Source organism: Hypericibacter adhaerens (genome assembly GCF_008728835.1).
GTDB lineage: Bacteria > Pseudomonadota > Alphaproteobacteria > Dongiales > Dongiaceae > Hypericibacter > Hypericibacter adhaerens.
In genome coordinates this window covers 3,685,718-3,710,616 of sequence record NZ_CP042582.1, presented here as the reverse complement: position 1 = coordinate 3,710,616, position 24,899 = coordinate 3,685,718, and the positions used below count along the sequence as shown (strand labels likewise).

Here is a 24,899-nt window from a genome sequence, read left to right as displayed (position 1 = left end):
CGATTTAGCGCGAATCGGTACAAAATGAGAACATTAGGGGGGATTTGGCAATAGCTGAAGGACTGACCATGGCGGAATCGAAACGACACTATCGCAGGTTGCTACGCGTTCGTGAGCGCGCCGACGCAGTTATTCGTCGCTACAAGTTCATTGATTCCACCAACCCTGAAGGCGTCGAGCGTTACAAACTAGATCGGCCCTCAGATGACGACCAGCCCGTCCGCATTCTTTATAACTACGCCATAGCTCATCCCGTAGGAACGCGATCAGGAATGGTGTGGTGCTGCTATTGTCAGGAGCGAACACATTTCGATGGAAGCGTCGTTGAGTATTCGAGCGATGCGCGAAGGACCGTAGGCAAAGACTGCTGCAAGAAAAACGGATTGAAGCTCCAACAGCTTCGGGACGCCTTCGTTAGCGACCAAGTCCGAAAAGATAGACTAGAACAGTTTGATCGTATCGGGCGCCACCTCCCGGAACTAATCAAAGAAATTGACGCAGCTCTCCTATCGACGACAGTGCGAGCCTTCTCAGCGCAGCGATCCCACTTTCAACAAAACTGCGGGGCGCTCTTTAAGTTCCTAGCGGGCATCGTGCAGCACAATCGTGGTCTGCTAACCTGGGATGAAAAAATAACAGATTATGCAAGAGACGCCCTGTCCCCCGAGACACAAGGCGACGGCTTTGGCGACGTTTCTAGTCGCAAGGCGCGGAACAGCGGCCAGAAGATTTTGAGGCTGAAGCGCTATCATCGAATCACAGGCAGGAATTTCCTCGACCTCTCCCACTCTCCAATCAACGATTTGCAGTACGTTCGGGACAAACTGGTTGTTGCGATGGAGTTTTACTCTCAGCCGACGACGGACCAGATAGAGGACCACGAGTTTGGGGAGTGGGCTCGTGCCTTGTCGGATCTAGTTGCGCGCATCACAATTGTCGAGAAGACGCTCAGTGCGTTGCCAGAGTTCTTCGGCCGCTTGAATCTGAGTACAATTGTCTTTGTGAGGAATGAAGGGCTGCGAGAGCCGCGCTACGCTATGACCAGTTCGGGAATCAAATGGACGCCAGAAGATGGCGAGCCCGTGGTGGTAGAGCCGCCGCGAGACTATCAGCCACTGCGGTTTCGCCTCCTGCCGAGAATGAAACGTTACTTGCGTGCCGCCTAGGGCAGTCGGTTGCCTACGCTTCGACGGCATTCAAGATAGGAAGTGATTTGGAATGCGAATTACCAAGCTCGTCTTTGCGGTACTGCTGATTGGATTGTCGACATCGTCGGTCTTCTCCGAGGAGCCACCAACCCCACCCAATTATAAAGGGTTAACAACAGAGGATGTCTTTCGCCCGCAATTCCAAGACTTCACACCGGCGTATCTAAATCGCGCGACCACATTCTATCGGTCCAGCGATGGACACCTGCTCATGTACCGTCTGAAGGTGGAGCAGTTCCAGCTGCCGCTTGTCGAGACATATATAGTTTTCTTCGACGAAGCGTCGCAAAAGCGCGTGGCGATGTTTACGGCAATCGCCGCCTTTACTCTGGTAGATCGTTTTAGCCAACTGAATCGAATAAGCAGGGCACCACAATTGTGGCCAGCATGGCTTACGCGCTTTGTCGAAGATCGCCTTTCCGGCAGCTATGGCGATCAACTGTGTGTAACGAGCGGTGATCGAACCGCAATCATCGAGCGACCGACGCTCGGAGAATATGGAGGCACAAGAACGCCAACCAACTCATTGATAGTATCGATGGGCAATGGCGATCCGTCCCGCATGTTTGAAATGCTCCATGAACCATGTCACACAATCTCGCAAAAATGGCCAGAGGATGATCCCGGCGATTGAGCTGCTAGCCCGATGCTCCGCAGCTTGCGGCCCTCGCGCTTACTAGGGGCGGCTTCACTGCTGGCACGAGAGGGGTGTCCTCAGGCTTCATCAGGAGTTGTCTCTACACGGGAGAACACCAGTGTGGCCAACTCGTGTGGGCGGGATCTGCTATGATACTCCATCTGATCTGTGTCGAACCTGGACACATCTGACCGCCCCTGTTCGAAGTCTTCGATGTCGAAGGGGAGATACCACTGATGGGTATTCTCAGACAGGCGTTTGACGTAAATGGTTAAGTCCGGCGAGCAGTCAAACTGTGATAGCGCATCGCGAAGACAAATCCCTTCGACGACGACTAGCGGCCGATCCCGAAGGGCTGTCGATACCGCGTCCGAGAGTGCTGCAACATCGATCATTTGCAGGTAGGGCAACCCTTCAGGCAGCCGCTCAAATCGCTGGGGGTCGCGGCTTTTGAATGAGAAGCAGTCAACGCTAATCACTGGCACTTGCAGATCGGTTCCGATGCGCTTGGCCAAGTGGGTCTTGCCGGACTGCATCACGCCCTCGACGGCGATGATACGCGGTGGCCGCTCTCTGATTAGCGCGCGCAGTCGGTCGAGTAGAAGCCGGTAATTGTCAAATTCTTCGGGCATCGAACAGGTCGGGATGCACTAGCTCGTGGTCAGTCTCAACAAGTCTATCTCCGGCCACTCCACCTTCGCAATCGCGTCCGCCAGCACCTTCAACGGGAATTCATGCAGGTACACTGTCTGACTCGTTCCCTCGCCTTCATGCCCCGTCAGCTCGTCAACGACTTCACGCGACACGCCCGCGCCGAACAGCTTCGTCGTCACGCCATGACGGAATGAGTGATAGTCCAACCCCCTCTCATAGACACCGGTGGCGCGCCGGTAGTTCGTCCACCACTTGGTAAAGTAATAGCCGACCTTGTTATCCGGTCCGCCGGGCTGCAACTCAGGGAACACACGGTCTGTTGCTTTCGGCGCCACTTCATCGAGATACGACAGGAAGCCGAGACGCAGAACGACAGGATGCAACGGGACACGGCGCACCGACTGTTCGTTCTTTACCTGTCGGCCACCTTGGTCGTGAATGTCGAAAAACCAGATGTCGCCTTCTTGCTTCACGTCCTCGCGGCGTAGCTGCGCGAACTCTTCAAGCCGGTTTCCGTGATACAGCCCGAGGATGGGCAACCAGAACTTTTCGTCACGAATGATCTTGTCGCCAGCTTGAGCGCGAAAGTGGGGATGGCAGCCGGTCCACACCGGAGACGCGAACAGCTTGCGTAGCGGCTCACCGGCCCAAACCTTGCGCGCCTTGCCCTTGCCGCGTCCCTTGGTGGGAAAGTCGAAACCGTGCGCTGGGTTCTCACCGATGTATTGATCCCGCTTCTTGGCGTAGTCGAACAGCCGACCGAGCGCGGAGAAGTGACGCTTGACGGTCTTCATCGTTAGCCGCTCGACATCTATGCCTTGCGACTGTGCGATGATCTCCGGCAACGACAGGTCACGCCACCGCTTGTCCTTGGAGTAGAGCGCCGGGAGCTTTCGCAGCATGTCGAAGAAACCCGCCGTGTCCTTGCGCGTATAAGCTTGAAGGGGCTTGTCGCCGCACCATTCGACGAACAAACGGAACGTGGTCTCGCTTTGCGTCTTCGTCTGCCCGCGCCAGCCTTCCTCTGTCACCATGTAGTCAATGAAGTTGGGAAGCGCTGCGGAGAGCAGGGGACCGGGTGCAGCGGGCACCTCGGGAGCGCCGACCGGCTGGCGACTGGTGCCGTCTAAGGCAAGCTCCGGATGTTGCCCAAGAACGCGTTGCCGCGCTGTCTCAAGCACCTTCAATTGAGCTTGTAGAACACCCATCGCGAGCGCAGGGCGTTGCTCTACAGGTAGCCCATGCTCGGCCATGAGCCGATCTACCGTTGCTGCGACGGACCTAACATCGCGCCGCGCCAGAGCTTCGGCCGCCTCCCCAATCAAGTGGTCAATGATGGTTAGGTCCGCGTCGATTGGGTCTTCATCGGCATAGCTGTCTAGCTGATACACCGGCTGTCCTGTCGGTGCCCTTAGGTGCTGTTCAAAGTCAGCTTGAAGCGCGGTCTTAAGATAATCGCGGACGATGACTTGAAGATCGGCGGGTGGCTTCGGCGTGTTCGTGGTCATGGTCTGCATCAACTCGTTGAACGCTTTGTCCAGCATCGCCGCTTGGTGTTCGGCCTCTCGGTAATTTGTGGTGCCGAGCGACAGCGCGACCTCGCCACCGTGCGGCGACGGAAGGCGGCGGCGATAGTAGTAGACGCCCCGCTTTTTCGTGACGTGCGAACCCGCACCGTCGCCGTTGTTGTGGGAGCCGCTGTGGGAGCGTTGTGGGAGCATGGACGAAAACTCCGGCTGGATTGACCAAAGCCGGTGTCAATTCGTCCAATGATTTCAATGCATTTATGCGAAGTGATGGCTGGGGGACTAGGATTCGAACCTAGACTAGCGGAGTCAGAGTCCGCGGTCCTACCGTTAGACGATCCCCCAGCAGAGGCCTCGTCCCGACCGGCATTCTAGCCGATCCCGGGGTGGCCGGCCTGTCCGGCCGGTCGAGGGCGAGAACATAGTCAGGCACCCTTAACGCTTCAACCCTTTCGTGAAGCCTCGGTTCCGGCGGATGGCCGCAGGGGGGCCGGCCTTGGCCCGGCCCTCCGGTGGCTTCCGCGGGCCGGTTAACCCTTTCGGGCCATTAGGGATTTCCATGACCCTGACGATTCCAGGGCTTGGCCGACGCGGCGACCTCCGATTAGGATGGGTCGTTGCGGGGGTTACGGAATAGCGACAGGCGATCTGCAAGCCGGCGCTTCTCCGGGATGGGCGTGGCAAAAGGAGACAGCGGCGCCATGCAGCGTCGGGACGCGGATGATTCAGCGGAAGGGTCTTTGACCCGCAGCGCTGACAGGGGGGCCGTGGGCCCTCTGGGCCCGGCACTGGGCGATCCGCTGGCCGCCGCTCCCGGTCTCTCCGCGGCGTCCGGTTTCGCCGCCCAGCCTGGTTTTCCTGCGCAACCGGCGCTCGCGCCGGCCGCCGTCGCCTCGAACGGCATCGATCCCCTGGCGGAAGGCCGCGGCGAGATCGAGGCCGAGCTCGACAACGAGATCTATGCCGCGATCGATCTCGGCACCAACAATTGCCGGCTGCTGATCGCCCGCGCGCGGGGCCGCGGCTTCCGCGTCATCGACGCCTTCTCGCGCATCGTGCGGCTGGGCGAGGGGCTGGGCGCCAACGGCGCCTTGTCGCCCGAGGCCATGGACCGCACCATCGAGGCGCTCAAGATCTGCGTCGACAAGATGAACCGCCGCGGCGTCACCCGCGCGCGCTCGGTCGCGACCGAGGCCTGCCGGCGCGCCGCCAACGGCGTCGCCTTCCTCAACCGGGTCGAGGCCGAGGTGGGCCTGCGCCTCGAGATCATCACCCCGCAGCAGGAGGCCGAGCTCGCCTTCCGCGGCTGCGCCCCCTTGCTGGGGCGCGACCCGCGCCGCGCCATCCTGTTCGATATCGGCGGCGGCTCGACCGAGGTGGGCTGGGTCGCGATCCGGCCCGGCCGCGGCATCGAGCTGCTGGCCTACCGTTCGCTGCCGCTGGGCGTGGTCAACCTCGCCGAGCGCCACGGGGCCAGGGCCTATTGCGAGAAGAGCTACGGCGCCATGGTGGAGGAGGTGGCAAGCTCTCTCGAGCCGCTCGAGGCGCAATGCCATATCGGGGCCGAGGTGCATCGGGGCCGGGTCCAGATGCTGGGCTCCTCGGGCACGGTCACCACGCTCGCCGGCATCGAGATGCAGCTTCAGCGCTACGACCGCTCGCGCGTCGACGGCGCCTGGCTCGATTTCGGCGCGATCGGCTCGATCAGCCGCCGGCTCGCCGCGATGGATTGCGCCGAGCGCGCGCAGCAGCCCTGCATCGGCCGTGAGCGCGCCGACCTCGTGGTGGCGGGCTGCGCCATCCTCGAGGGCATCTGCCGGCTCTGGCCGGTCGGCCGCCTGCGCGTTGCCGACCGGGGCCTGCGCGAGGGCATCCTGTTCGGCCTGATGCAGCCCAGCTCCTCGATCTCGCCGCCGCGGTTCAAGAACTGAGACGCGGCCTTTCGTCTTCAGCGCGTGCGCGGACCCCTCCCCCCAACCCCCTCCCGCAAGGGGAGGGGGCGAGATGTTTTATTGTTCCAGCCCCCTCCCCTTGCGGGAGGGGGTAGGGGGAGGGGTTGCTTCAGGATAGGATCGGCCGCGAGCTTCCGGTCTCGCCTGAAGCTTTGAAGTAGAGCGAAGCGATCACATCCATGCCAAAGGATAAAGGCCCCTCCGGCCGGCAGGCGAAGGTCCGCGTCAAGACCGCGAACAAGCGCAGCGTCTCCTCCGCGCGCTGGCTCGAGCGCCAGCTCAACGATCCCTATGTCGCCGAGGCGAGGCGGCGGGGCCTGCGCTCGCGCGCGGCCTTCAAGCTGATCGAGCTCGACGACAAGTACAAACTGCTGCGCAAGGGCGCCCGCGTGCTCGACCTGGGGGCGGCACCGGGTGGCTGGAGCCAGGTGGCGGCCGAACGGGTCGGCCCCGGCGGCCGCGTGCTCGCGGTCGACATCCTGCCGATGGATGCGCTGCCGGGCGTGACCGTGATGCAGCAGGACTTCATGGCCGACGAGGCGCCGGCCAAGATCCGCGCGGCGCTCGACGGGCCGGCCGACCTGGTGCTGAGCGACATGGCGGCGCCCACCATCGGCCATAGCCGCACCGACCATCTGCGCATCATGGCGCTGGCCGAGACCGCCTATCAGTTCGCGGCCGAGGTGCTGGCGCCGGGCGGCGCCTTCCTCTGCAAGCTGTTCCAGGGCGGCGCCACCAAGGACCTGCTCGACCTGCTCAAGCGCGATTTCGAGACGGTGCGCCACGTGAAGCCGCCCGCCAGCCGCGCCGACTCGGCCGAGATCTACGTGATCGCGACGGGGTTCCGGGGCGGGAACAGCGCGTAGCGGCGCGAACCCCTCCCCCTCCCCCCTCCCGCAAGGGGAGGGGGCGTGTGTACTTTGAACGGCGTTGACGCTGAGAGAGTGACGGCGAGCTTTTTCCAGCCCCCTCCCCTTGCGGGAGGGGGTAGGGGGAGGGGCCTTCGTCACACCGCCAGCACCGTCTCCAGATGCTTCGCGATGTCCGTGCCCTTGAGATGGGTGAGGTCCTTGTCGACCTCGGCGATCACCGCCTGGCGGCTCTTGGGCGAGAGGGAGTGGCGCAGCTCGGCCAGCGTCTGGGGCGGGGCCACCAGCAGCAGGCGCTTGCACTGCCCGGCCTCGAGCGCGGCGTCGAGGCGCTTGGCGATCTCATGCGCGAAGGCCGCCTTCTCGAGTCGGTGATAGTCGACCGGCTCCACCGCATGATGGGCGGAATAGGCGCTTTCCTGCACCCGGCCCGGCTTGTCCGAGACGATGTCGCGCGAGGCATGGAGCTCGGTCTCGAACGCCATGCCGTTGACCGGATTCAAGCCGTGCCCCGGCCCCGTATGGCTCCAGACCGTGGCGCGCTTGCCGTCGGCGATGAGGACCCAGGTGACGATCGGCTTCATAGTGTCTTTCCTTTCCGCCCAATGAACGACGCAGACCCTGATTCATCTGGGGTCTTTGTTCCGGGTTGGAAGATAGGGGCGGGGGGCCCCGGGGCTCACTGACCTGGGTCAATCGGGGTTCCTTTCGGACCCGGCCCCTCGGCCGGCGGAGCCCCTTTGCCGGCGCATGGCTGATCCGCCCGAAAGGCCCGGAAACCGCGGGTTTCGGCGCTTGGCTTTGAAAGCTTCCTGTGTATGATGGCGCGCCATTATTCAAACGGGACCGCTTGAGGGCTAGCGACGTCGCATCAGCCCCCGCCGCCCGGAGAGATGGCCATGAAAATCCGCGAGGCTCTGACCTTCGACGACGTGCTGCTGCAGCCCGCCGCTTCCTCGGTGCTGCCCACCACGACCGACACCCGCACCCGCCTCACCAAGACGATCCAGCTCGGCATTCCCCTGATCTCGTCGGCGATGGACACCGTCACCGAAGGCCGGCTCGCCATCGCCATGGCGCAATCGGGCGGCATCGGCGTGATCCACAAGAACCTCACGCCCGAGCTGCAGGCGGCCGAGGTGCGCAAGGTGAAGAAGTTCGAATCCGGCATGGTGGTGAACCCGCTCACCATCCATCCCGACGACACGCTGGCCGACGCGCTGGCCCTGATGGACCAGCATCAGATCTCGGGCTTCCCCGTGGTCGAGCGCGGTTCGGGCCGGCTCGTGGGCGTGCTCACCAACCGCGACGTGCGCTTCGCCAGCAACAAGCGCCAGCCGGTCAGCGAGCTCATGACCAAGGACAAGCTCATCACCGTCAAGGAAGGGGTGAGCCACGACGAGGCCCGGCGCCTGCTGCATCAGCACCGCATCGAGAAGCTGCTCGTCGTCGACAACGAATATCGCTGCGTCGGGCTCATCACCGTCAAGGACATGGAGAAGGCCCAGGCCTATCCCAACGCCTGCAAGGACGAGAAGGGCCGCCTGCGCGCGGCCGCCGCGACCGGCGTGGGCGAGGACGGCCTGCGCCGCGCCGAGGTGCTGCTCGATGCCGGCGTCGACGTGATCGTGGTCGATACCGCGCACGGCCATTCCGCGGGCGTGCTCAAGGCGGTCCAGGCGGTGAAGCGGCTCTCCAATGCCTGCCAGGTGATCGCCGGCAATGTCGCGACCATGGACGGCGCCAAGGCGCTGATCGATGCCGGCGCCGACGCGATCAAGGTCGGGATCGGTCCGGGCTCGATCTGCACCACGCGCATCGTCGCCGGCGTCGGCGTGCCGCAGCTCACCGCCATCACCGACGCGGTCGAGGCGGCGAGGAAGCAGGACGTGCCGGTCATCGCCGATGGCGGCGTCAAATATTCGGGCGATCTCGCCAAGGCGATCGCGGCCGGCGCCGATTGCTGCATGATCGGCGCGCTGCTCGCCGGCACCGACGAGAGCCCCGGCGAGGTCTTCCTCTATCAGGGCCGCTCCTACAAATCCTACCGCGGCATGGGCTCGCTCGGCGCCATGGCGCGCGGCTCGGCCGACCGCTATTTCCAGCAGGAGGTCTCGAGCACGCTGAAGCTGGTGCCCGAGGGGGTCGAGGGTCGTGTGCCCTACAAGGGCCCGGTCAGCAACGTGATCCACCAGCTCGTCGGCGGGCTTCGCGCGGCCATGGGCTATACCGGCAACGCCACCGTCGCCGAGATGCAGCGCAACTGCGAGTTTCTGCGCATCACCAACGCGGGCTGGCGCGAAAGCCACGTCCACGACGTGCAGATCACGCGCGAATCGCCGAACTACCGGCCGGATATGTGAGAAGGGTGGCGCTGCGCTTCGTTTTCGAGATCCCGCCCGTGTCACCCCTCCCCCTACCCCCTCCCGCAAGGGGAGGGGGCCGGAAAAATTATCGCCCGCTCTCTCGGCATCAGCGCAGATCGAAGAAAATCTCGCCCCCTCCCCTTGCGGGAGGGGGTAGGGGGAGGGGTGTCGCGCCGGTTAGAACCTCTTCCTCCATCGATGCGCTCGCTCGAAGCTCGAAAGCAGAGCGAAGCAGTCGTGTCGGCTTGAGGGAAAGCCGCACGCTCGGTGCATCCCCATGACCCCCGGCGCCCGTCTCCAGGCCGCGATCGAGCTGCTCGCGTCAATCCATGCCGGCACGGCACCGGCCGATCGCGCGGCGCACGAGTTCTTCCGCGCGCGGCGCTATATCGGCGGCGGCGACCGGCGCGAGGTGCTGGGGCTCATCTATGCGGTCTTGCGCGCCCGCGCGCGGCTCGACTGGTGGATCGCCCGAGCCTGGCCGGCGGAGGCGCCGCGGTCCGAGGAGACCGACCGTCTCCGCCTCGTCGCCGCACTGCTCCTGATCGAGGGCTGGAACGCCGACCGCGTCGCCGGCAGCTTCGATGGCGGGCAATACCGCCCGGCGCTCTTGTCGCGCGAGGAGCGGGCGCTGCTGAAGGCGCTCGCCGGCCAGACGCTCGATCACCCCGAGCAGCCGGACTGGGTCCGCTTCGAATATCCCGAATGGCTCGACGCGCCCTTGCGCGCGGCGCTGGGCGATCGGTTCGAATCCGAGATGCGGGCGCTCATGGAAGAGGCCGCGACCGACATCCGCGTCAATGCGCTCAAGGCCGACCGCACGGCCGCCATCCGCGCGCTCAAGGCGGAGAAGGTCGAGGCCCGGCCGACCTCGCTCTCGCCCTGGGGCCTGCGGGTCGAGGGCAGGCCGCCGCTCGCAAGCCTCGAGGTCTTCAAGTCGGGCGCCATCGAGGTGCAGGACGAGGGCTCTCAGCTCGTGGCGCTCCTGACCGATGCGCGGCCCGGCCAGCGCGTGGTCGATTTCTGCGCCGGCGCCGGCGGGAAGACCCTCGCGCTCGCGGCGCAGATGCAGAACAAGGGTCATATCGTCGCCTGCGACGTGCTCGAGGGCCGCATCCTGCGCGCCTCGACGCGGCTCAGGCGCGCGGGCGTCCATAATGTCGAGCGCCGCGCGCTCTCGACCGAGCGCGATCCCTGGGTCAAGCGCCATGCCGCCGCCTTCGACCGCGTGCTGGTCGACGCGCCCTGCAGCGGCAGCGGCACCTGGCGGCGCAACCCCGACCAGAAATGGCGCCTGGCGCCCGGCGACCTCGAAGAACTCCTCGCTCTTCAGGAGAGCATCCTCAAGAGCGCCGCGCGGCTGGTGAAGCAGGGCGGCCGCCTCGTCTACGCCACCTGCGCGCTGCTGCCGGCCGAGAACGAAGGCCAGATCCGCCGCTTCCTCGAGACCCACGACAAGTTCCATGTCGTGCCGGTCGCGGACGTGTGGAGGACCGCGATCGGCGGCGAGGGGCCCGCCGAGGGCGAGTTCCTCAGGCTCTCGCCCGCGCGGCAGGGAACGGACGGATTCTTCGTCGCGGTGCTGGAACGGGAGAAGTGAGGTCAACGCGTTCTGTCCCTTCCCCCGTCTTCCCGGGGGAAGGTTAGGAAGGGGGCTGCTCGGTCTCCGACATCGCGTCATCCCCCTCCCTTACCCTCCCCCGCAAAGCGGGGGAGGGAATAACTGCCGCCATCACCCCGCCGCCTCGCGCCGGCCCTCGGATTCGATCAGCGCCTCGTCGATCGCGGCGAAGAGCAGCTTGATGTCGATCGGCTTGGTGAGATAGCGGAAGAACCCCGCCGTGAGGCCGCGCTTGACGTCGCCGGGATAGGCCGAGGCCGTCAGTGCCAGCACGGGAATGTCGCGCGTCTCCGCCATCTCCTTGAGCTGGGCCAGCACCTGGAACCCGTTCATCTCCGGCAGATGCAGATCGAGCAGGATGATGTCCGGCCGGTGCGCGCGGGCGAGCTCGAGGCCGAGCTGCGGCGTCGAGGCGCTCATCATCTTCACCTGCGGCAGGCTGCGCAGGATGCCCTCCATCAGCCGGATGCTGAGCGGATTGTCGTCGATATGGAGCAGGGTGTAGGTCCGGCTCTGCGGGCCGGGCAGCAGGATCGGCGCGGCGGCGCTGCTGGGCCCGGTGCGCCGCGTCCCGGGCTCGGCCGGCAGCTCGAACCAGACGCGGCTGCCCTGGCCGGGCTCGCTCGTCAGGCCGATGGTGCCGCCCATCGCCTCGACCAGCCTTCGCGAGAGCGAGAGCCCGAGACCCGTGCCCTCGATCGCCGAATGCTCGGCGCCCAGCCGCTGGAACGGCTGGAACAGGTCCTTCTGCCGCCCGGGCGCGATGCCGAGGCCGGTGTCGGTGACCACGAACTCGATCCGGTCGCCGGGCGCCACCCGCGCCGTCAGGGTCGCGCGTCCGCCGGGGCGGTTATATTTGATCGCGTTCGAGACGAGGTTCAGCAGCACCTGATGCAGCCGCAGCCGGTCGGCCCTGACATCGGCGCTCTCGTCGGGGAGATGCAGGTCGAGCCGGATCCCGGCCTTGTCGGCGAGGGGCGCCATGGCCTGGTGCGCCTGCTCGAGCGCGTCGAAGACGTTTCCGGGCTCGATGGCGAGGCTGAGCCGGCCGGCCTCGATCCGCGACAGGTCGAGCACCTCGTTCACCAGGTTGAGCAGATGCTCGCCGCCGCCGCGGATATAATCGACATATTCGCGCTGGCGCGGCGTCAGGCTGTCCTCGTCTTCCAGCTCCAGGATCTGGGCGAAGCCGATCACGGCGTTGAGCGGCGTGCGCAGCTCGTGGCTCATGGAGGAGAGGAAGTCGGACTTGGCGCGGCTCGCGGCCTGCTCCTCCTGCCGCGCCTGGGCCAGCTCGCGCTCGATCGCGCGCCGGGCGCTGACGTCGCGGATGGCGCTCGAGACCAGCAGCCCGCCCTCGGTCCATAAGGGGCTGAGGCTGATCTCGACCGGGATCTCGCGCCCGTCCTTGTGCCGGGCGTGGAGATCGAAGGTGCCGCCCATCGCGCGCGTGGTGGGTCGCGCCATGTAGGCGTCCATCCGGCGGCGATGCCCGTCGGCCAGGGGTCGCGGGATCAGGATGCCCACGGGTTGCCCGATCAGTTCCTCGCGGCCATAGCCGAAGAGCCGCTCGGTCTGCGCGTTGACCAGCGCGATGCGGCCCTTCTCGTCGGCGATGACCATCGCGTCGGGCGCCGATTCGATCAGGTTGCGGAACTTCGCCTCGCTGTCGGCCAGCGTGCGGTTGAGCCGCTTCACGCTCGAGACCGCGTTGCGCAGCGCGCCGATGGCGGCGACGGTGACGAGGCCGACGAGCAGGAACAGCGCCAGCGCGTCGAACGGGACCGAGGCCGCGGGCCAGGTGAGCCGCCAGGCGCCGGCCGAGAGCGCCAGCGCCAGAAGGCCGGCGCGGCCGCCGCCGAGGAAGGCGGCCGCGATGATCGCCGGCAGGAACAGCATGAGCGAAGCGTCGTCGACCCAGCCGTCGAGGGCGAGGCGCAGCAGCAGCGCCGCCGCCACGAGGGCCGGCGCCGCCAGCCAGGCGCGCCAGGATCCCGGCTTCAGCCGGGGCAGATCGAGATAAAGCCTGTCGAACGAGAACATCGCCACCGCCCGCTGCAAGGGAAAGAGAACACCGCAGCAAGCTCAGTCCCCCGCCATCGGTCGCACGCATCGGCGTGCGAAGACGGCTCGATCTCGCCCGGGAAAAAAATCCTGGAGAGGAACGCCGCCCGCGGCTTTGATCCATGTCAATTCCGCGACAGCGCGAAGGGGGCGTTAAGGATACCTGCGTTGCGATGATGGATCGCGGGCGGTGCGGATCGCCGCGGAGACGGTGAGGTTTTCGATAGGCTGATGATGGCCAAGGCCGTCATCCCCGCGAAAGCGGGGATCCATGGTTGCGGCAGATCTTGCGGATTCAGGACCAGCTGAGGCATGGATCCCCGCTTTCGCGGGGATGACGGGAAGGGATCATCCTGGCATCGGCGTCTCTGGTTTCGCATGCGCCTCGCCCCCCGTCAGCTCCGCCGCGGCGCTCGGCGCGAGGCGGAACCAGTCCACATGGCGCGTGAACCACATGAAGGCGGCGAGGGCGGCGAAGAGGCCGAGCGAGCCCGCGAGCAGCGACATGTCCTCGAGCTGCAGCAGCACATAGAGATAGCCATAGAGCCCCGCGAGCACGCCGGCCCCGATGAGGCCGCGCCGGCGGCTGCCCGCGATATGGGCGAGATAGGCGCCGATGAGGCCCGTGGTCATGAGCGCGGCGAGGAGATAGGCGGGCGTGAACCCGATCACCTCGGAGAGCGCGAGCAGCAGGCAGAAGAAGAGGGCGATCGCCGCGCCGATCAGCAGATACTGCACCACATGCACGCGCCGCCCCGAGGCGAGCTCGATCACGAACACCGTGCCGAACATCGCCGCCACGAACAGGAAGCCGAACTTCGCCGCCCGCTCGCTCACATGATAGAAATCGACCGGCTGCACCAGCGTCATGCCGACCGACGAAGCCATCATCGCCGAGGCGACGCCGTTGCGGTCGTCATAGCCCGGTGAATAGCCCGCGCTGTCATAGCCGCTCGGCGCGGTTGCGGGCTGCGCCTCCGTCGCTTCGGTCCAGTGCTGCGGGAAGCCGCGCGCGAGATAGGAGAGGCTCCAGCTCGCGGTGAAGCCGGTCTTGGTCACCTCGCGCTGGCCCGGCAGCGTGCCGAGGAAACCCGGATGCGGCCAGTCGCCGGTGAGCGACAGCGTCGAGGCGGCGCCGACCGGCACCAGCAGGAGCCGGTCGGTGCCGCGCACCGCGAGATCGATCGAGAACGACATCGGCTCGCTGTCCGTCATGGTGAGCGGCGGCAGCGGCGCCTGCATGCCGGGGATGGCGGGGGCGGCGCTGCCGGGCGCGAAGGCGGCGGGCTGGCCGCGCCAGGTGAGCGCGGGGTCGCTGTCGATGCCGGCGAGATCGCCCACGCCCATCAGCAGCACCGCCTGGTCCCACAGCATCGCCGTGGCGTCGGCCGGCACCGGCAGGCTCGCGGCCGGCGGGAAGCTGCCGGCGAGCGTGCCATGGGCGCGATAGACCGGGACCTCGAACACCGCGCGGTAGCGCATCTCGTGGGTGAAGGAGAGCGTCGCGTCGAGCGTCTGCGGCAGGTAGAAGGCGGCCGAGAGCCGCTCCGGCTGGTTGGGCGCGGGCTTCACCCGGTAGGGCACCTTGAGGATGGGACCCACCAGCGTCTGGGCGCCGCCCCATTCGGCGGCGATGCCGCTCTGCACCTCCTGCTGCCGGTAGGAGCGCTCGTTGATCAGGTCGCGCACCATCGAGAGCGGGATCAGCAGCAGGAGCGCGATCGCCACGATCCCGGCGATATGGAGATTGAAGGCAAGCCGGCCGAGCCAGCCGGAAAGCCCGGGCAGCCTGGGAGCGGTGTCGGTCATGGAAGGTCCCCTGGTTCTTCGCGGAACGCCGGTAAGAGGAACCCGGTCCCATGGCGCGGGTAAGGTGGGTTCGCGGCGAAACCGGGGCATTGGTGGGGTGATTGAGAGCGGCGCGGCCCCTCCCCCTACCCCCTCCCGCAAGGGGAGGGGGCTGGGTACATCTCACGTCAGCTTTTGATGACCGCGCGCTATGGGCAAATTTCATGCCTCCTTGCGGGCGGGGGCGCGAGATCTATCGACTTCGCGTTTTCGTCAAAGGCCGAGACACGGTGTTTCCAGCCCCCTCCCCTTGCGGGAGGGGGTAGGGGGAGGGAGCTTCTTGTTCAATTTTACGAAGGGCCGCAAGGCCCGAGCTCCGTTTCACCCGATTTGACAGACTCCCCGCCCCCTTCCATCTTGGCGCCCATGATCGACGAACTCAGGATCCGGCGCGCCGGGCCGGCCGATGCGCGCAGCATCGGGCGCGTCCATGTCGAGACCTGGCGCGCCACCTATGCCGGGATCGTGCCGGACCAGGTGCTGGTCGAGATGTCGGCCGACGGCAAGGCCTCGCAATGGCGGCGCATGCTGCTGCGGCCCCAGACCGGCGAGGCGGTGCTGGTGGCGGAGATGCCCCAGGCGGGGCTCGTGGGCTTCGCCTCCTGCGGGCGCGCCGACAGCAGCTCGCTCGGCATCGACGGCGAGATCCACACGCTCTATGTCCATCCCGACTGGCAGGAGCAGGGCATCGGGCGGCGGCTCCTCTGCGCCTCGCTGCGCTGGCTCAAGCGCAGCGGCCGGCAGGGTGCCTTCCTCTGGGTCCTGGCGCAGAACCCCTCGCGCTTCTTCTACGAGGCGATGGGCGGCGAGCGGCTCGGCGAGCGCGAGGAGAAGCTCTGGCAGGTCTCGCTCCCCGAGATCGCCTATGGCTGGCCCGACCTCGCCGTGCTTCCGCCCGCCTGCCGCGGCGAGCGGGTGAAGCGGGGGTGAAGGAGGACGAAGGGAGCGGGCATTCTTTTGTCCCCTCCCCCTCGAGGGGGAGGGCAGGGAGGGGGATGACTCGGTCGATGAAGCAAGAACCTGGTGCACTCATGTCCTCTATCGCGTCATCCCCCTCCCTAACCCTCCCCCTCGAGGGGGGAGGGGATCAACGCACGATCCACCGCTCATGATCGCCGCCAAGAAGAAGCCTCCCGCCATCGCCCTCCGCGAGGCCGACTTCCTCGATGCCGACAGCATCGCCGCGATCCATGCCGCGGGCTGGCATCGCTGCTATGCGGGCTTCCTGCCGGCCTCGGCGATCGAGGCGCGCGACGAGCATTGGCGGCGCGAGGCCTGGCGGCGCAAGCTCGCGCGCGAGCGGCGCGGGCAATACACCTTCGTGGTCGAGGTGGCCGATCGCGTCGTGGGCTTCGCCTCGGGCGGGCCGGTCCGTCCGCATGAGGGCCCGATCGAGGGCGCCCCCAACGCGCCGCAGGCCCCTGGAGTCTTCGCGCCGCAGGCCTTCGGAATCACCGCCCCGCCCCGAGGCTCCGGACCCGCGGTGAGCGCGGCCGAGATCTATTCCGTCTATATGGCGCCCGACTGGCAGCGCCGCGGCTGGGGAAGGCGACTCGTGAAGGCGCTGGCGGCGCGGCTCGCGGCCGACGGGGCCGGGCGGCTTCTGCTCTGGTGTTTCGAGGACAATCCCAACCGGTCCTTCTTCGCCCGGATCGGCGGCGAAATCATCGCGTCCGGCCAAGTGCTTATGGCGGACTGCCGGCCGCGCGAGACGGCCTATGGCTGGGCCGACATCCGGGGCCTGATCGAAGCTTGCGGCAGGGGGGCGAACGGGGAATGATGCGCGCCTTCCGCTGAAAGGGCGCCCCGGGTTGATCACATCATGACCGATCGCATCCTCATCCTCGATTTCGGCTCCCAGGTCACCCAGCTCATCGCCCGGCGCGTCCGCGAGGCCGGCGTCTATTGCGAGATCCTCCCCTTCAACGCGGCGCCCGAGCGCATCAGGAGCTTCAAGCCCAAGGGCGTGATCCTCTCCGGCGGCCCCGCCTCGATCTATGAGGGCCATGCGCCCAAGGCGCCGAAGGAAGCCTTCGAGCTCGGCACGCCGGTGCTCGGCATCTGCTATGGCGAGCAGGCGATCTGCGAGCAGCTCGGCGGCAAGGTCGAGGCCGGCGAGGCGCGCGAGTTCGGCCGCGCCCTGCTCGAGATCAAGGAGCCTTGCGCCCTTTTCGAGGGGCTGTGGCGGCCGGGCGAGAAGCACCAGGTCTGGATGAGCCACGGCGACAAGGTGGTGAAGCTGCCGCCGGGCTTCCGCACCGTGGCGGTGAGCGAGAACGCGCCCTTCGCCGCCATCGCCGACGACGAGCGCCGGATGTATGGCGTGCAGTTCCATCCCGAGGTGGTGCATACGCCCGACGGCGCGCGGCTCATCCGCAATTTCGTGCGCCAGGTGGTGGGGGCCGAGGGCGACTGGACCATGGCGGCCTTCCGCCAGCAGGCGGTGGAGGCGATCCGCCGCCAGGTGGGCAAGGGCCGCGTGATCTGCGGGCTCTCGGGCGGCGTCGATTCTTCGGTCGCGGCCGTGCTGATCCACGAGGCGATCGGCGACCAGCTCACCTGCATCTTCGTCGATCACGGCCTGTTGCGGCAGGGCGAGGCGGAGCAGGTGGTCGAGCTCTTCCGCGGCCATTACAACATCCCGCTGGTGCATCGCGACGCCTCGCATCTCTTCCTGGGCGAGCTGGCGCTGACCGAGGAGCCCGAGCTCAAGCGCAAGACCATCGGCCGGCTCTTCATCGACGTGTTCGAGGAGGAGGCGAGGAAGATCGGCGGCGCCGATTTCCTGGCGCAGGGCACGCTCTATCCCGACGTGATCGAATCCGTCTCCTTCACCGGCGGCCCCAGCGTGACGATCAAGTCACATCATAACGTTGGGGGTCTGCCGGAGCGCATGCGCATGAAGCTGGTCGAGCCCCTGCGCGAGCTCTTCAAGGACGAGGTGAGGGAGCTCGGCCGCGAGCTGGGCCTGCCCGAGCGCATGGTGCGCCGCCATCCCTTCCCCGGCCCCGGCCTCGCCATCCGCGTGCTGGGCAGCATCACGAAGGAGAAGCTCGACATCCTCAGGAAGGCCGACGCGATCTTCCTGCAGGAGATCGAGAATGCCGGCCTCTATGACGCGATCTGGCAGGCCTTCGCGGTCCTCCTGCCCGTGCGCACCGTCGGCGTGATGGGCGATGCCCGTACTTATGATCAGGTCTGTGCGCTCCGCGCCGTGACCTCCACGGACGGCATGACCGCGGACTTCTTCCCCTTCCCGATGGACTTCCTCGGCCGCGTCTCGACGCGGATCGTGAACGAGGTGCGCGGCATCAACCGTGTGGTCTATGACGTGACGTCGAAGCCGCCGGGGACGATCGAGTGGGAATGATTCAGGCCCTTCCGAGGGTATCCTGCAGTATCCCGCGATTTCCACCTAACATATTGATATAGATATCAAAACGACGATTGACGTTCGGCGTCTATCGGCCCGCAAGGATCGGCACCGACGGACCGCCTGACGGTGCACGATACCGTTGCCAAGTCCGACTCCTGCCGCTACCGTCACCATCCAGATGGCCGCTGACGGTATTTTTTGTGAGCTAAGCTATTGAAATATAGTTGATTATTGCCGGATCGGCGGCCCAAAAATGGCTGACGGTATTGCGGGTCGAGAGGCGTGCGGAGATGCTGACGGACGTGGCTCTTAAGAACTTGAAACCAAAGGAGAAACCGTACAAGGTCACCGACCGTGACGGTATGTATGTGCTGGTGAGCACGACGGGAACGGTGTCGTTCCGCCTGGACTACCGTCTGAACGGGCGGCGCGAGACCGTCGTGCTGGGCAGGTACGACAAGGCCGGCATCTCGCTCGCGCGAGCGCGAGAACTGTGCATCGACGCCAAGCGCATGATCCGGGAGGGGCGCTCGCCCGCCTTTGAAAAGCAGCGCGCCAAGCGGCGGCTTCTCGAGGCGAAGAGCTTCGGCGAGTTCGGTGAGAAATGGCTGACCATGGCGCCGATGGCCGACAGCACGCGGTCCATGCGCCGGGCAATCTTCGAGCGCGAACTCCTGCCGGCCTGGCGCAAGCGGCTTCTCACGGAGATCACGCCGGACGAGCTGCGGGCACATTGCGGCGCCATCGTCGACCGCGGCGCGCCGGCGACGGCGCTTCACGTCCGCGACATCGTCAAGCAGATCTACGGCTTCGCCATCCTCCACGGCGAGAAAGTCGCCAATCCGGCCGACGAGGTCGGCCCCTCGGCGATCGCTCATTTCACCCCGAGGGACCGGTCGCTGTCGCCGACCGAAATCAGGATCATGCTCAAGCAGCTTGAGAATGTCGCAACGCTGCCGACGATCCGTCTGGGTTTGAAGCTGATCCTGCTGACGATGGTGCGGAAGAGCGAGTTGCAGGACGCGGTGTGGGACGAGATCGATTTCGAGAACGCCGTCTGGACGATCCCGAAGGAGCGGATGAAGCGCTCCAAGGCGCACAACGTCTATCTTTCGCGCCAGGCGCTCGACATCTTCATCGCCCTCAAGACCTGCGCCGGCAATTCACGCTACGTCCTGCCATCGCGCTACGATGCCGATGCGCCCATGTCGCGGGCCACTTTCAACCGCGTCACCTATCTCGTCGTGGAGCAGGCGAAGAAGGAAGGGCTGCCGCTCGAGCCGTTCACCGTCCATGACCTACGCCGGACGGGATCGACGCTGCTCAACGAGCTCGGCTTCAACAGCGACTGGATCGAAAAGTGCCTCGCGCATGAGGAGGGCCGTTCCTCCCGCGGCGTCTACAACAAGGCCGAGTACGAGGTGCAGCGCCGGCACATGCTGCAAGAGTGGTCGAACATCGTCGATGCGTGGGTTGCAGGCGAGAAATACGCCCCGGTCCTCATCCCGCCTTCGATGCTGCTCCTCGCCCCTGATCCCGCTCTCTGACCGGGCGGGCACGGCGCTGGCGGACATCGGGGTGCTGGGCGCGTCGCACCGGTGACGCTCGCCGCGCGGCCAGCCAGGCTTCGACTTCGGCCAGGTCCCACACGACGCATCTCGGCGATAGGGCAAAACGGCGCGGGAACTCGCCACGCTGCTCCATCTCGTAGATCGTGCTGTCGGCAAGGGGCACCATTTCGCGCAGCTGATGCCGGCGGATGGTCCGTTTGAGTGGGGCGCCATTACGGTCAGCCATCATCATCTCCTCCGTTTTTCCTTTCGAGGAAATTGAGCGCGATAGACTCCGAAGGGAAAGTGACGAAATTCGGCGTTCGGATAGCCGGATACTGTGGCGTGCAAATAGAAATTCTGGCGTAAACTGTTTCTTGATTCCGAAGGCAAGGATCACGAGTTCGAACCCTGTCGTTGCGGCTTCGGCCCTGGGCACGCTACAGCCGGCAGACGATCAAGGCATGATCGAGCGCAAGCCGCCGTTCTCCCTCGAGATGAGGGGCCACAGCGTCGATGTCCGCGATTGCGCGGCCATACGTGTCGCGGTGATGGAAAGGCGGAGACGGCCTGTCGGCGCCACTTCTGTTTCAGCATGGTCGGCAAGATGGTGGAAACGCCCCTCCTCATTTGGGAACTCTATGCGCAGCCCGAACGTGCACTGATCCATCTCCAGCCGAGCACTACATCTGCCTGTCGACAAAAAAGCTGGGGCACCACTCGTTAGTTAGGCCACCGACGATAGTTACGGCAGTGCAGATGGCGGACAGAGGGAAAGGGCAATCGATTGTGGCGGATGGTCATGCGCACGTTCGACATGCCCATCAGCGCGCGCCGATCATCTTGGACATTCACGCCGGGAGCGAATAAGCCGGGCGGTGCGCCCTAGAGATCAACGCGGTCGGCAGTGGAGCCTAGCGGCTCCGATGTATGTCGTAGAAGATCGCTAGGGCCGCTCCTAGTTGAGCTTGAACACGCGTTGGGCGTTGCCTATGAGGAAGGCAGCTCTGGAAGGCTCCCCAAGTTCGAGCGCATCGAGACCGCTGAGGCACTCGCTTGGCGGCCAGAATGGGTGGTTTGACCCGAATAATACGCGGTGCCTTGCATTGCCGCGCATGTAGTCGGCCAACTCTTTGGGATAGCGATAGACCTTGTAGGCCGACGTATCGATGAACACGTTGGGGTATTTCATGACCAGTTAGCATCTCACCGAGCCAAGGTACGCCGATGTGGCCGGCGAGAATGCGTAGTTCGGGAAACTCAAGCGCGACGCGATCGAGATAGGGGATGGGACGCCCGGGCTCCGACTCCCTTAGCGGTCCGGCGTGTCCGACCTGCGTGCAGAACGGAATATCGAGCTCGCAGCACTCCATAAACAGTGGATAGTATCGCCGATCGTCCGGCGGCAGTCCCCACAGCCAGGGCAGGACGCGCAGGCCTTTGAAGCCGTCGTGCTTTACACGGCGCCTCAGTTCGCGCACAGCGTCCATTGGTCGATAGAGATCGACAGAGGCAATGCCGACGAAACGATCCGGATACGCGCGGCAATATTGCGCGACTTCGTCGTTACTGATGAGTGGCCCAGACGGTGCGTGCCACGCACAGAGCAAGCCAACCGAAACGCCAGCCTGATCCATCTCGGTAATTGTCGCCTCGATGGGCTGGCTTGTTTCCGACCACTTTCCAGGCTTCCACCGACGCAGCGAGTCGAACATGGGATTGCGGATCCACTCGGCACTAAGATGCTGCATCCACGCATCGATGATCATAACTCTACCTATCTGAGATTGTTGCCAAGTTGCTTGCGTACCATCCAGTCTCGTCCAGCAGTACATTGGGACGCCAATGACGTCGCGCTTTCGGCCGCGCTATGATTGCGCGGCATCACTACGCCTTCGCCGATGAAATCGGCGCATCGAACAAGCTGACGTTGGCGCCGCCTCGACGAAGATTTGTCGTGTCGCGACTGCGCCGTCGAGATCGAAGATCCCGGCGCGAGAATCGTTCGCAGACGGCGTCACGATGCCGGCCGGCATGTATGCACGGAGCAAGCGCCTGGGCCTCGTCGCTGATCTGAGACGAGAACGGGCTACGACAATCGATTGGAAGGTGGGGCCATGTTATTATTGGTCTTTGAAAGAAATGTGCTTCCTGCCGCGCGATATCAGATATCTGCCGGATCGACTGAACTCTGGGCCGCGTCGTTTTGAGGACAGTCAATCTCTATCATTCCCTGCAATGTGCCGGAAATGCAGGGATCAATTTTGTCGGCGCTCCCGGGTTTCGCCGAATAAGTGCTGTGGCAATTTGTACCGAACCGGCGGTGAGTCCGAGCCCGACCCCGACATGCCACGCCAAATCGTACCGACCCCAGATATCAAACACCAGGCCGCCACCGAATGCTCCCGCAAAGCTGCCTAGCTGATGGCTCATGAACGCGATGCCTTGAATCATTGCCTGCCATCGCAATCCGAACATCTCGGCAACGGCCCCAGAGACGAGTGGACCTACGCCCAGCCAGAGGAACCCCATTGCGGAGGCGAAGATGAGCGTGGACGCGGGTGTTGGAAAGGCAGCAAAGTACCAAGCTATGACTAGTGAGCGAACAACATAGATTGAACCCAGGAGCACAAGCTTCGACCAGCGACTTCCAGCCCATCCAAAGAATAGACTCCCGGCGACGTTGAATAGCGCAACGCAACTGAGCGCTTCCGGGGCGAGCATGGGGTCCATGCCGCACAAAGCCAGATAGGAGGGCAAGTGTGTCGCGATGAACAGCAACTGCATGCCGCAGACGAAATACGCTGTCGTCATAACCAGAAAAGCAGGTCGATGCAGTGCCAAGCGCATTGCTGCCAAAGCACTCTTGTCCGCGCGGTTGGGGGAGGCCGTATCCGGTAGAGGGATCCGATCCACGCGTCCAGCGACCCAAGCGGCAGGAAAGAGCAGTGACGCAAGCGCAAGCACGGCTAGAACGCCAGCTCGCCATCCGTAGACATCGGTAACGGATTGTCCAAGTGGCGCCGCAGCGAGTGCTCCGAGCGAGCCGACTCCGACGATGAGGCCGAGCACGATGCTTCGCCTTGGGCCCGAGGTGGCTCGGGAAGCGACCGCTTGAGATATCGCTGAGCCGGTGCAAGCCAGCGATGCTCCGACGAGCACGCCGGCGCCGAGCATCACTGAAGCCGTGCCGTTAGCAGCCGACAGAATGCCGAGCCCTGCAACGTAAAGTGCAGCCCCAGCAAGCAGGATCGGTCGAAAACCGAACCTGCCCACAAGTGCACCTGAAAAGGGCTGCAATATCCCCCAGGCGAGATTCTGTATCGAAATCGCGAGCGTGAGCTCGGAGAGCGTGAGCCCGAGGTCCTTGACCATTGGCTGAACGAATAGCCCGAATACCTGCCGTATCCCCATGCTGATGCTGAGCATCAGTCCGGTAGCAATCAGGATTGTTATTGGACGGTAGTTTGGACCGGAATTGTCCACGGTGTTCTCCCTAGAGCTTTGCAATCTTGGCAGGAAGACTTGATTACACAGAACAGTGTTGTAGCCTCCCGAGGTACGATCGACCATTCCTTTAACTACACTCTTCGGTGTTATCATGGGTAGATGGGCGCCCAAGGAGGCAATGCAGGAACGGATCCTGGAGACAGCCGACCGACTATTTTATCGGAGGGGAATTCGCGCTGTAGGCGTTGACACCGTCGCTGCGGAGGTAGGGATCAGCAAGCGTACCTTGTACAACCATTATGCTTCCAAAGAGGCCCTCGTGCTCGCGTACCTTCGTCGTCGACTCCTGCCACCCATAGCGGAACGCGGAACGCCTTCGAAGTTAATCGCAGCGGCCTTTGATCGGCTTGGCCGGTCGATGACGCGAGCCGGGTTCCGCGGATGCGCGTTCATCAACGCCGTCGCGGAACTTGGAGAGCTTGGAGAGAATGCAGCTGAAGCCCGAAAAGTCGCGGTGTTGTTCAAGGAGCAACGTCGGGTCTGGTTCCGAAATCTCGCCGCCCAGGCAGGGGCGGCAGATCCAGATACGTTGGCCAGCCAGCTCTTGTTGCTCTGGGAGGGGGCAATCGTGTGGGCGCTAGTAAGGCGCAATGAGTTTGGCGCCCAGTCAGCGCGGAAGGCGGCATTGGTACTTCTCGCTGCAGCTTGCCCGGCTACGCGGCTGCGGAACGCTCGCAAGACGGACAAGGTCGCAGCGACATACCCGGAACCACCACCACGTCGTGGTGGCAGGCGGAGCAACGGCGCTCACCGTTGACGGCGACCGGTCCCGCTGTCGTCAGGGCGTGGTCGGTCGGTTGCTTCTGCGCCAGACTGACGTCTTTGGCCCTCGGTAACTTCGTCGAAGAGGATCCAGGCTGCAGATCGACGTCGGCATCAGAGATCGTGGCCGGGCGCTCGCACGGTGACATGCCTAGTACGGCCCGGCACATTGAAATGGCAGCCCCAGCGTAGCCGTTGTTCTTATGGATGATCATCTCTGCAATGACACCGTCGAGGACAATCATCAAACAACGTGCCTTGCCCGCGGGATCGAGGATGCCTTCAGCTCTGAGTTCGTCAGCCAGCCACGCCTCGAAGCGCCTTTTGTGCGCGGCAGCGACACGACGCGCGGGATGGCCAGGCAGGTTGGCGAGTTCCACGGCAACCCGCAGGAATCCACAGCCCCGCCATTTGGGGTCTGCGGCGGCCTTCGCTAGCTCTCCAAACATTCGCTCCAATCGTACAAGGACCGGGCCCGGAGCCATGCCGAGCCAAGTCCGGTAGCGCTGCATAGTCGGCACGTCTCGCTCTGCGAGGTAGGCGGCGATCAAGTCGTCCTTGCTGCGGAAATGATAGTATAGTGTCCGCTTGGTGATAGCAGCTTTCTCGGCGATACGGTCAACGCTAACTGACTTGACGCCTTCGCTGTGGAACAACTCGTCTGCTGCCTCGATGATGCGACGACGCGTCGCCGTGGTATCACGGCTCATATTGAACCCTCGCTAATTGGAATATCGCATTTGGCGCAACCACGCGGACATGCACGATAGACATGGCGGCAAGCGGACGTGGCAAGCACTGGCGTGAATCTCGTTCGACATGCCTGCGACGACCGTGGCGGGTTTCCTTCTTGCTCGTCAGACCAGCCTAACGGCTTCATTGGCGTTAGGAGTCGACTACTCAGTATACTATCGGCTCCAAGACTCCCCGCTGGTACAGAGGGGAATTTAGCGAGT

The 24,899-nt window shown here is 64.6% G+C and carries 20 protein-coding genes, 1 tRNA gene and 1 pseudogene; 11 read left to right on the top strand and 11 right to left on the bottom strand.

Annotation, left to right across the window (positions count from 1 at the left end):
• Positions 1-68 precede the first annotated feature (68 nt).
• Both FRZ61_RS16410 and FRZ61_RS16405 read left to right on the top strand, forming a co-directional pair.
• Positions 69-1,166, top strand: a complete 1,098-nt coding sequence (locus FRZ61_RS16410; protein WP_151118748.1) for a hypothetical protein — start codon at positions 69-71, stop codon at positions 1,164-1,166.
• Positions 1,167-1,218: 52 nt separating this feature from the next.
• Positions 1,219-1,842, top strand: a complete 624-nt coding sequence (locus FRZ61_RS16405; protein WP_151118747.1) for a hypothetical protein — start codon at positions 1,219-1,221, stop codon at positions 1,840-1,842.
• Between the two features lie 80 nt (positions 1,843-1,922).
• Here FRZ61_RS16405 and FRZ61_RS16400 read toward each other — a convergent pair whose 3' ends face one another.
• The 3 genes from FRZ61_RS16400 to FRZ61_RS16390 all read right to left on the bottom strand — a co-directional run bounded on the left by FRZ61_RS16400 (position 1,923) and on the right by FRZ61_RS16390 (position 4,370).
• Complete coding sequence (locus FRZ61_RS16400; RefSeq protein WP_151118746.1) at positions 1,923-2,477, bottom strand: ATP-binding protein; 555 nt, start codon at positions 2,475-2,477, stop codon at positions 1,923-1,925.
• Between the two features lie 18 nt (positions 2,478-2,495).
• Positions 2,496-4,220 (bottom strand): site-specific integrase, encoded by a 1,725-nt coding sequence (locus FRZ61_RS16395; RefSeq protein WP_151118745.1) that lies wholly within the window; start codon positions 4,218-4,220, stop codon positions 2,496-2,498.
• A 76-nt stretch (positions 4,221-4,296) separates the two neighbouring features.
• Positions 4,297-4,370, bottom strand: a tRNA-Gln gene (locus tag FRZ61_RS16390).
• Positions 4,371-4,765: 395 nt separating this feature from the next.
• Here FRZ61_RS16390 and FRZ61_RS16385 point away from each other — a divergent pair.
• Positions 4,766-5,956: a Ppx/GppA phosphatase family protein gene (locus tag FRZ61_RS16385; RefSeq protein ID WP_225308842.1), complete on the top strand. Its 1,191-nt coding sequence runs from the start codon at positions 4,766-4,768 to the stop codon at positions 5,954-5,956.
• 200 nt (positions 5,957-6,156) lie between these two features.
• Positions 6,157-6,843, top strand: a complete 687-nt coding sequence (locus FRZ61_RS16380; RefSeq protein ID WP_151118743.1) for an RlmE family RNA methyltransferase — start codon at positions 6,157-6,159, stop codon at positions 6,841-6,843.
• Positions 6,844-6,983: 140 nt separating this feature from the next.
• Here the strand turns inward: FRZ61_RS16380 and FRZ61_RS16375 are convergent, their stop codons facing one another.
• Complete coding sequence (locus tag FRZ61_RS16375; RefSeq protein WP_151118742.1) at positions 6,984-7,430, bottom strand: host attachment protein; 447 nt, start codon at positions 7,428-7,430, stop codon at positions 6,984-6,986.
• 315 nt (positions 7,431-7,745) lie between these two features.
• On the opposite strand from FRZ61_RS16375, the gene guaB reads away from it, so the two are divergent.
• Complete coding sequence (gene guaB, locus FRZ61_RS16370; protein WP_151118741.1) at positions 7,746-9,209, top strand: IMP dehydrogenase; 1,464 nt, start codon at positions 7,746-7,748, stop codon at positions 9,207-9,209.
• A gap of 280 nt (positions 9,210-9,489) precedes the next feature.
• The gene (locus tag FRZ61_RS16365; protein ID WP_151118740.1) at positions 9,490-10,812 is read left to right on the top strand and encodes an RsmB/NOP family class I SAM-dependent RNA methyltransferase; all 1,323 of its coding nucleotides are present in this window, start codon (positions 9,490-9,492) and stop codon (positions 10,810-10,812) included.
• Positions 10,813-10,944: 132 nt separating this feature from the next.
• On the opposite strand, the gene FRZ61_RS16360 is transcribed toward FRZ61_RS16365, so the two are convergent.
• Entirely contained in the window at positions 10,945-12,876 is a 1,932-nt protein-coding gene (locus FRZ61_RS16360) for a PAS domain-containing hybrid sensor histidine kinase/response regulator (protein WP_151118739.1), read from the bottom strand.
• 369 nt (positions 12,877-13,245) lie between these two features.
• Positions 13,246-14,706, bottom strand: coding sequence for a cell envelope integrity protein CreD (gene creD, locus FRZ61_RS16355; protein WP_191909057.1), 1,461 nt, complete (start codon positions 14,704-14,706; stop codon positions 13,246-13,248).
• A 405-nt stretch (positions 14,707-15,111) separates the two neighbouring features.
• Here creD and FRZ61_RS16350 point away from each other — a divergent pair, with 405 nt between their 5' ends.
• The 4 genes from FRZ61_RS16350 to FRZ61_RS16335 all read left to right on the top strand — a co-directional run bounded on the left by FRZ61_RS16350 (position 15,112) and on the right by FRZ61_RS16335 (position 19,668).
• Positions 15,112-15,675 (top strand): GNAT family N-acetyltransferase, encoded by a 564-nt coding sequence (locus FRZ61_RS16350; RefSeq protein ID WP_191909056.1) that lies wholly within the window; start codon positions 15,112-15,114, stop codon positions 15,673-15,675.
• Between the two features lie 178 nt (positions 15,676-15,853).
• Positions 15,854-16,525, top strand: a complete 672-nt coding sequence (locus FRZ61_RS16345) for a GNAT family N-acetyltransferase (RefSeq protein WP_151118736.1) — start codon at positions 15,854-15,856, stop codon at positions 16,523-16,525.
• A 42-nt stretch (positions 16,526-16,567) separates the two neighbouring features.
• Entirely contained in the window at positions 16,568-18,115 is a 1,548-nt protein-coding gene (gene guaA / locus FRZ61_RS16340) for a glutamine-hydrolyzing GMP synthase (protein WP_151118735.1), read from the top strand.
• A 296-nt stretch (positions 18,116-18,411) separates the two neighbouring features.
• Positions 18,412-19,668, top strand: coding sequence for a tyrosine-type recombinase/integrase (locus tag FRZ61_RS16335; RefSeq protein WP_151118734.1), 1,257 nt, complete (start codon positions 18,412-18,414; stop codon positions 19,666-19,668).
• Here the strand turns inward: FRZ61_RS16335 and FRZ61_RS16330 are convergent.
• From FRZ61_RS16330 to FRZ61_RS16320, 4 genes and pseudogenes are all read right to left on the bottom strand, one after another.
• Positions 19,622-20,071, bottom strand: a complete 450-nt coding sequence (locus tag FRZ61_RS16330; RefSeq protein ID WP_225308841.1) for an AlpA family phage regulatory protein — start codon at positions 20,069-20,071, stop codon at positions 19,622-19,624. The genes FRZ61_RS16335 and FRZ61_RS16330 overlap by 47 nt on opposite strands.
• 558 nt (positions 20,072-20,629) lie before the next feature.
• The gene (locus FRZ61_RS26845; protein ID WP_263641736.1) at positions 20,630-20,863 is read right to left on the bottom strand and encodes an amidohydrolase family protein; all 234 of its coding nucleotides are present in this window, start codon (positions 20,861-20,863) and stop codon (positions 20,630-20,632) included.
• A 64-nt stretch (positions 20,864-20,927) separates the two neighbouring features.
• Positions 20,928-21,308 (bottom strand): annotated as a pseudogene (locus tag FRZ61_RS26955) (amidohydrolase family protein); the annotation flags it as partial.
• A gap of 589 nt (positions 21,309-21,897) precedes the next feature.
• A complete protein-coding gene (locus tag FRZ61_RS16320; protein WP_225308840.1) occupies positions 21,898-23,244 on the bottom strand; it encodes an MFS transporter in 1,347 nt (448 codons plus the stop codon).
• A gap of 28 nt (positions 23,245-23,272) precedes the next feature.
• Between FRZ61_RS16320 and FRZ61_RS26950 the strand changes: the two genes are divergently transcribed.
• Entirely contained in the window at positions 23,273-23,938 is a 666-nt protein-coding gene (locus FRZ61_RS26950) for a TetR/AcrR family transcriptional regulator (RefSeq protein WP_407657821.1), read from the top strand.
• Here the strand turns inward: FRZ61_RS26950 and FRZ61_RS16310 are convergent.
• Positions 23,835-24,653, bottom strand: coding sequence for a TetR/AcrR family transcriptional regulator (locus tag FRZ61_RS16310; RefSeq protein ID WP_151118732.1), 819 nt, complete (start codon positions 24,651-24,653; stop codon positions 23,835-23,837). The genes FRZ61_RS26950 and FRZ61_RS16310 overlap by 104 nt on opposite strands.
• Between the last annotated feature and the right edge of the window lie 246 nt (positions 24,654-24,899).

Excerpts from the sequence above, each read along its gene's own strand:
- FRZ61_RS16380 (WP_151118743.1), top strand. The coding sequence starts at position 6,157 with ATGCCAAAGGATAAAGGCCCCTCCGGCCGGCAGGCGAAGGTCCGCGTC.
- FRZ61_RS16360 (WP_151118739.1), bottom strand. The coding sequence starts at position 12,876 with ATGTTCTCGTTCGACAGGCTTTATCTCGATCTGCCCCGGCTGAAGCCG.
- FRZ61_RS16405 (WP_151118747.1), top strand. The coding sequence starts at position 1,219 with ATGCGAATTACCAAGCTCGTCTTTGCGGTACTGCTGATTGGATTGTCG.
- FRZ61_RS16395 (WP_151118745.1), bottom strand. The coding sequence starts at position 4,220 with ATGCTCCCACAACGCTCCCACAGCGGCTCCCACAACAACGGCGACGGT.
- guaA (WP_151118735.1), top strand. The coding sequence starts at position 16,568 with ATGACCGATCGCATCCTCATCCTCGATTTCGGCTCCCAGGTCACCCAG.
- FRZ61_RS16400 (WP_151118746.1), bottom strand. The coding sequence starts at position 2,477 with ATGCCCGAAGAATTTGACAATTACCGGCTTCTACTCGACCGACTGCGC.
- guaB (WP_151118741.1), top strand. The coding sequence starts at position 7,746 with ATGAAAATCCGCGAGGCTCTGACCTTCGACGACGTGCTGCTGCAGCCC.
- FRZ61_RS16310 (WP_151118732.1), bottom strand. The coding sequence starts at position 24,653 with ATGAGCCGTGATACCACGGCGACGCGTCGTCGCATCATCGAGGCAGCA.
- FRZ61_RS16350 (WP_191909056.1), top strand. The coding sequence starts at position 15,112 with ATGATCGACGAACTCAGGATCCGGCGCGCCGGGCCGGCCGATGCGCGC.
- FRZ61_RS16335 (WP_151118734.1), top strand. The coding sequence starts at position 18,412 with ATGCTGACGGACGTGGCTCTTAAGAACTTGAAACCAAAGGAGAAACCG.
- FRZ61_RS16410 (WP_151118748.1), top strand. The coding sequence starts at position 69 with ATGGCGGAATCGAAACGACACTATCGCAGGTTGCTACGCGTTCGTGAG.
- creD (WP_191909057.1), bottom strand. The coding sequence starts at position 14,706 with ATGACCGACACCGCTCCCAGGCTGCCCGGGCTTTCCGGCTGGCTCGGC.
- FRZ61_RS16365 (WP_151118740.1), top strand. The coding sequence starts at position 9,490 with ATGACCCCCGGCGCCCGTCTCCAGGCCGCGATCGAGCTGCTCGCGTCA.
- FRZ61_RS16320 (WP_225308840.1), bottom strand. The coding sequence starts at position 23,244 with ATGGTCGATCGTACCTCGGGAGGCTACAACACTGTTCTGTGTAATCAA.
- FRZ61_RS16345 (WP_151118736.1), top strand. The coding sequence starts at position 15,854 with ATGATCGCCGCCAAGAAGAAGCCTCCCGCCATCGCCCTCCGCGAGGCC.
- FRZ61_RS26845 (WP_263641736.1), bottom strand. The coding sequence starts at position 20,863 with ATGAAATACCCCAACGTGTTCATCGATACGTCGGCCTACAAGGTCTAT.
- FRZ61_RS26950 (WP_407657821.1), top strand. The coding sequence starts at position 23,273 with ATGGGTAGATGGGCGCCCAAGGAGGCAATGCAGGAACGGATCCTGGAG.
- FRZ61_RS16375 (WP_151118742.1), bottom strand. The coding sequence starts at position 7,430 with ATGAAGCCGATCGTCACCTGGGTCCTCATCGCCGACGGCAAGCGCGCC.